Source organism: Kitasatospora aureofaciens, assembly GCF_001188955.3.
Classification (GTDB): domain Bacteria; phylum Actinomycetota; class Actinomycetes; order Streptomycetales; family Streptomycetaceae; genus Kitasatospora; species Kitasatospora aureofaciens.
Window position 1 is genome coordinate 20,269 of sequence record NZ_JPRF03000066.1, and the last position, 7,058, is coordinate 27,326.

Annotated in this window: 1 protein-coding gene; it reads right to left on the reverse strand. The window is 76.4% G+C overall.

All coding sequences use genetic code 11. The annotated features are described in order from the left end of the window. Nucleotides 1-2: 2 nt before the first annotated feature. A partial coding sequence (locus tag HS99_RS34695) for a type I polyketide synthase (RefSeq protein WP_107406524.1) occupies nucleotides 3-7,058 on the reverse strand: 7,056 nt, incomplete at its 5' end.

A 7,058-nucleotide genomic window follows, 5' to 3' on the forward strand; every position in this document is an offset into this window, starting at 1 on the left:
GCTCACTCCCGGCCGCGCAGCCACTCCTCCACGATCCTCGCGGTCCCCTCCGAGTCCTCCCGGATCATCGACAGGTGGTCGGCGTCCACCCCGACCACCTGGGCGCCGGGCACCAGCGGTTCGGCCTGGGCGCGCTGCTCGATCGGGGCCGCGTCGGCGCCGGTGAGGGCCCGCTCGCAGCTGACCAGCAGGACGGGTGCCGAGGTGTGCTGGACCTCCAGCTGGTTGAGCAGCACCATCCAGCGGCCCATTGCGGACAGCCGGGAGTTGGTCAGCCTCACCGGTGAGTCGGCGCCGGTGAAGTTGAGCCGCATCATGCCGGTGTAGTCGGTGCCCTCGTCGGCGTTGTGCTGGAAGCTCAGCGTGTCGAAGAGCACCACGCCCGCCGGGCGGATGCCCCAGGTGTGTTCCAGCAGGCCGGCCGCGGCGTAGGCGAAGGACCCGCCGGAGGAGTGGCCGGCCAGCACGAACGGCTCGCCGTCGGCGGCCCGCAGGGCGCTCTCGGCGATCACCCGGGTGGCGACCTCGGGGTTGGCGGGCAGCCGCTCGCCGGTGGCGAAGCCGACCAGGGGGAGCGCCGACACCTCGCGCTCGCCCCGGAAGTGGGCGGCCAGCCGGGAGTACTGGTGCACACCGGCGTTGGCGGTGGGCGCGCTGACGCAGATCAGCCTGGTCGGGCGCGGCCCCTCGGCCAGTCGGGTCGCCCAGGGCAGGTCCTCCAGCTCGGCGGTCGCCTCGAAGGTCGGGCGCAGCGCCGCGACGGTGGCGAGCATCCGCTGCGCCTCGGGCACCTTGCCGTTGGCCAGGGCGTCGGTGAACAGCCGCTCCAGGGAGTCGAGTTCGGTTTCGCCGCCGGGCACCAGCACGGTCCCGTCCGGGCCGTCCGCGGTGCGCTGGTCGGCGAGTTCGCCGCGGATCCAGGTGGCGAGCTCGCCCGGCGAGCGGCTGTCGAAGACGACGGTCGCGGGCATCCGCAGGCCGGTGACGGCGGCCAGCCGGTTGCGCAGTTCTACGGCGGTGAGCGAGTCGAAGCCGAGTTCGTAGAAGTCCCGTTCGGCGTCGACGGCGTCCGGGGTGGGGTGGCCGAGGACGGTGGCGGCTTCGGCCCGGACGGTGTCGACCAGGTAGCGCATCCGGTCGCGTTCGCCGAGGTCCAGCAGCTGCCGGGTGAAGTCGGCGGCCGTGTCGGCTCCGCTCGCGGCGCCCGCCGCGGTGCGCCGGGCGGCGCGGACCAGCCCGCGGAACAGCGGGGGTACCTCGCCCTGGGGCCGCATCCCGCCGACCGTCAGTCCCATCGGGATGACCAGGGGTTCGACCGAGCCGAGTGCCGCCTCGAACAGGTCGAGGCCCTGTTCGACGGAGAGCGGCGGGATGCCGCCGGACTGCATGCGCCGCATGTCGGTCTCGCTGAGCTCGCTGGTCATGCCGGCGTCCTGGGCCCACGGGCCCCAGGCGAGCGAGGTGCCGGCCAGGCCGAGCGACCTGCGGTGGTCGACCAGGGTGTCCAGGAAGGCGTTCGCGGCGGCGTAGTTGCCCTGCCCGGGGCTGCCCATGACGCCCGCGATGGAGGAGAAGGTGACGAAGGCGGCGAGGTCGAGGTCGCGGGTGAGTTCGTGCAGCCGCCAGACCGCGTCGACCTTGGGCCGCAGGACGGCGGACAGCCGTTCGGGGGTGAGCGAGGTGATGATGCCGTCGTCCAGCACACCGGCGGTGTGGATCACCGCGGTGAGCGGGTGCTGGGCGGCGATGCCGGCGAGCAGCCCTTCGGTGGCGGTCCGGTCCGAGGTGTCGCAGGCGACCACCCGGGCCTCGGCCCCGAGCTCCGCCAACTCGGCCGCCAGCTCGGCGGCGCCGGGCGCGTCGGGCCCGCGCCGGCTGGTGAGCAGCAGGTGCCGGGTGCCGGTGCGGGCCAGGCGCCGGGCCAGGTGGCGGCCCAGGGCGCCGGTGCCGCCGGTGATCAGCACCGTGCCGTCGGGGTGCCAGGCGGGCGGCGTGGTGCGGTCGGCGGGTTCCCCGCCGGTGTCCCGGGCGGTGTCCGCCGGGTCGGCCAGCCGGGCGAGCCGGCCGACCCGCAGTTCCCCGCCGCGGACGGCGAACTGGGCCTCACCGTCGGCCAGCAGACCGGGCAGCAGCGGCAGGACCGCCGTCACGTCGCCGGGGCCTTCGACGTCGAGCAGGGCGAAGCGGCCGGGGTGCTCGGAGTTCGCCGAGCGGACCAGGCCCCAGGCGGCGCCGCCGGGCAGGTCGCGGACGGTCTCGCCGTCGGCTGCCCGGACGGCGCCCCGGGTGACGAAGACCAGCCGGGCGGCCGCCGCCCGGTCCTCGGCGAGCCACTCCTGGACCAGGGCGAGGACCCGGGCGGTGTGCGCGTGCACGGCCTCGGGCACGTCGCCGTCCGGGCCGCGCAGCGCGACCAGGACCAGGTCGGGCACCGGACGGCCGAGGTCGGCGGGGGCCGCGATCGAGGAGCCGGTGCCGTAGTCGTCCGGGCCGAGCGCCGTACAGCGCGGCGGCGTGGCGGCGACCGGCGCGGCGGGCGCGGGGATCCAGTCGATCCGGAACAGCGGGTCCCGGCCGGCCCGGACGGCCTCCGGGGCGTCCTGCGGGGCGCGCAGGGCGACCGAGTCGACGGTGAGTACGGCCCCGCCCACGGGGTCGGTCGCCGTGACCGACACCGTGGACCCGTCCAGGCGCACGATGCGCACCCGCAGGGCGGCCGCTCCCCCGGCGTGCAGGGCGACGCCCTGCCAGGCGTGCGGCTCCGGCAGCTGCGCCTCGTCGCCGACGCCGAGCAGCACGGCGCCGTGCAGCACGGCGTCCAGGAGGGCCGGGTGGAGGCCGAAGTAGCGGGCGTCGTCGGCCGGTTCGGCGGACAGCGCGACTTCGGCGAAGACCTCCTCGCCGCGCAGCCAGGCCGCGCGCAGCCCGTGGAACGCCGGGCCGCGCCCGGGGTCGCGGTAGAACCCGTCCAGGTCGACGGCGACCGAGCCGGCCGGTGGCCAGACCACCTGGGCGTGGTCGGGCAGGTCGTCCTCCTGGGGCAGCAGGGTGCCGGTGGCGCAGCGCGTCCAGGGCTCGTCGGGGGCGGCGTCACCGGGGCGGGCGTAGCAGGCCACCGGGCGGGCGCCGGCGTCGTCGGGAGCGCCGACCCGCACCTGCACGACGGGTTCGTCGTGCTCGGCCAGCGGCAGCGGGTCGCCGAGGGTCAGGTCCGCGATCCGGCCGCAGCCGACCTGGTCGCCCGCCCGGACGGCCAGCTCGACGAAGCCGGCGGCGGGGAAGGCGGGGCGGCCGGCGATGCGGTGGTCCAGGACCCAGGGGTGGACGCGCAGCGCCAGCCGACTGGTGAACAGCACGCCGTCGGCGTCGGCGAGCGGGACGGCGGCGCCGAGCAGCGGGTGCTCGGCCGAGACCAGCCCGACGGAGCCGACGTCACCTGAGAGCGCCGCGGGGCGGGGCCAGTAGCGGCGGTGCTCGAAGGCGTAGGTGGGCAGCTCGACCCGGCGGGCGCCGGTTCCGTCGAACAGCGCCACCCAGTCGACCGGGACGCCGGCCGCGTACAGCTCGGCGAGCGCGGTCAGCAGGCTGCGCTCCTCGGCGCGGTCCTTGCGCAGGGCCGCGGCCCGGACGCAGTCGGCGGTGTCCCCGCCGGAGCCCGGGCCGGTGCGGTCCGTGCCCGCGGAGCCCTCGTCGGCGAGGGTCTGTTCGGCGAGCGCGGTGAGCACGCCGTCAGGGCCGAGTTCGAGCAGCGCGGTGACGCCGGCCGTGCGGAGGGCGCGGATGCCGTCGGCGAAGCGGACGGTCTGCCGGACGTGGCGCACCCAGTACTCGGGCGACCGCAGGTCGGCGGGGACGGCGATCCCGCCGGTCAGGTTGGAGACGACGGGGATCGAGGGCACGCGGTAGGTCAGCCCGTCGAGGACCTGCCGGAAGTCCTCCAGCATCGGGTCCATCAGCGGGGAGTGGAAGGCGTGCGAGACCCGCAGGCGGGTCGTGCGGCGGTCCGCGAAGTGCGCTTCGACCGCCGCGACCGCTTCCTCCGTGCCGGAAACGACCACCGAGGTGGGCCCGTTGACGGCGGCTATGGACACAGCGTCGTTCAGCAGCGGCCGGACCTCCTCCTCCGTCGCCTGCACCGCCAGCATCGCGCCGCCCTCCGGAAGCCCCTGCATCAGCCGGCCACGGGCGGCCACCAGGGCGCAGGCGTCGGCCAGCGAGAACACGCCGGCCACGTGCGCCGCGGCCACCTCACCGATCGAGTGCCCGGCCACGAACTCCGGCCGCACCCCCAACGACTCCACCAGCCGGAACAGCGCCACCTCCACCGCGAACAACCCCGCCTGGGCGAACTCGGTCCGGTTCAGCAGCCCCGCGTCCTCACCCCACACCACCTCCCGCACCGGCAGGTCCAGCTCCGCACACACCGCGTCGAAAGCCTCCGCGAACACCGGGAACCGGGCATACAACTCCCGCCCCATGCCGAGCCGCTGCGAGCCCTGACCGGAGAACAGGAAGGCCGTCGTGCGATCGGCGCAGACCCCGCGGGCGACCTCGGTCAGCCCTTCGCTGCACGCGAGCAGCACGGCCCGGTGCTCGAAGCCGGAGCGGCCGGCGGCGAGCGAGAACCCGATGTCCAGCGGGGAGAGTTCGAGGGTCGAGACCCGGGTCAGGTGGGTGCCCAGCGCCGCCCCGGAGCGGGCGGAGACCACCCAGGGGACGACGGCCGGCAGCACCCGGTGCTCCTCGGGGCCCTCCTCCCCGATGCCCTCGGCCGGGCTCGGCGCCTGTTCGAGGATCACGTGCGCGTTGGTGCCGCTGATCCCGAAGGAGGAGACCCCGGCCCGCCGGGGGCGGCCGGCCTCGGGCCACGGCCTGGCCTCGGTGAGCAGCTCGATCGAGCCCGACGACCAGTCCACGTGCCCGGACGGCTGGTCGAGGTGCAGCGACTTGGGCAGCACCCCGTGCCGCATGGCGAGCACCGTCTTGATCACGCCCGCGACGCCGGCGGCGGCCTGGGTGTGGCCGATGTTGGACTTCAACGAGCCCAGCAGCAGCGGCCGTTCACGGTCACGGCCGTAGGTGGCCAGCAGCGCCTGGGCCTCGATCGGGTCGCCGAGCGGCGTGCCCGTCCCGTGGCCCTCGACCGCGTCCACCTCGGCAGCCGAGAGTCCGGCGCTCGCCAGGGCCTGGCGGATCACGCGCTGCTGGGAGGGGCCGTTGGGCGCGGTCAGCCCGTTGGAGGCGCCGTCCTGGTTGACGGCGCTGCCGCGCACCACCGCCAGCACCTGGTGGCCGTTGCGCTCGGCGTCGGAGAGCCGCTCCAGCACCAGCACGCCCACGCCCTCGGACCAGTTGGTCCCGTCCGCGGCGTCCGAGTAGGCCTTGCAGCGGCCGTCCGGGGCCAGCCCGTTCTGCACCGTGAACCCGGCGAAGCTCACCGGCGTGGTCATCACCGTCACGCCGCCCGCGAGCGCCAGCGAGCACTCGCCGGCGCGCAGCGCCTGGGCCGCGAGGTGCAGGGCGACCAGCGAGGAGGAGCAGGCGGTGTCGACGGTGACGGCCGGGCCCTCCAGGCCGAGGGTGTAGGAGATCCGGCCGGACAGCACGCTCGACGCCAGGCCGGTGCCGGAGTGGCCGCCGATGTCCTCGCGGGAGTTCATCATCAGGGTGGCGTAGTCCAGGCCGTTGGTGCCGACGAAGACCCCGGTCCGGCTGCCGCCGAGCTGCTGGGGGTCGACCCCGGCGCGCTCCAGCGCCTCCCAGGAGGTCTCCAGCAGCAGTCGCTGCTGCGGGTCCATGGCGAGGGCCTCGCGCGGCGAGATGTCGAAGAACCCGGCGTCGAAGTCGGCGACGCCGTCGATGAAGCCGCCCTCCAGGGTGGCGCTGCGCCCGCGGCCGTCCCGGTCGCCGGCCAGCAGGGTGCGCAGGTCCCAGCCGCGGTCCTCGGGGAAGCCGGCGATGCCGTCGCCGCCCGCGTCGACCAGGCGCCACAGGTCGTCCGGGGAGGTCACCCCGCCGGGCAGCCGGCAGGCCATGCCGACGATCGCGATCGGGTCGCCGGCGGCCGCCGGTCCGCCCGCGGCGGTCGCGGCCGGGACGGCGGGCGTGTCCAGCAGCTCGGCCAGCAGGTGCTCGGCCAGCGCCTGGGCGGTCGGGTAGTCGTACACCGAGGTGGCGGGCAGCTTCAGTCCGGTGGCCGCCCCGAGCCGGGCGGGCAGTTCGACGGCCGTGAGCGAGTCGAAGCCGAGGTCGCGGAACTTGCGGTCCGGCGCGACGGCGGAGCGGTCGGCGTGGCCGAGCACCGCCGCGACCTGGGTGCGCACCAGGTCGGTGAGCAGTGCGGTGCGCTCGTTCGGGGCCAGCGCGCGGAGGCGTCCGGTGAGCTCGGAGGCGGCGGTCGCGAAGCCCCGGCGGGTCTCGGCGGAGGCCTCCAGCACCGGGCGGGCGGCGGGCAGGTCCCGCAGCAGCGGGTTGCCACGCAGACCGACCAGGCTCTCCAGGACCTGCGGCTGGGCCAGGTCCAGGAGCACCAGCGCCGGGGCCGGCCGGGTGACGGCCTGGCGCAGCGCGGCCAGCGCGAGGTCGGGGTGCAGGGCGGGGACGGCCGCCCGCTGGGTCCGGCCGTCGGGGTCCGCCGGGGCGCTGTACTCGGCGCCGACCCAGGCGCCCCAGGCGATGGCGGTGGCGGGCAGGCCCTCGGCACGGCGGCGGTGGGCGAGCGCGTCCAGGACGGCGGCCGGGGCCGCGAGGGCGGCCCGGCCGGCGGTGCCGACGGTGCCCGCGACGGAGGAGCAGAGCACGAAGGCGGTGAGGTCGAGCCCGCGGGTCAGCTCGTCCAGGTGGAGGGCGCCCTGCGCCCGCGCCTGCTGGGCGGCGGCGAGGCGTTCGGGCGTCAGGTCGTCCAGCACGCCGTCGTCGACGGTGCCCGCCGCGTGGACGACGGCGGTCAGCGGGGCGTCCTCGGGCAGCCCGGCGAGCAGGGCGGCCAGCTCCGCCCGGTCGGCGACGTCGCAGGCCGCGACGGTCACCCGGGCGCCACGGGCGCGCAGCAGATCGGA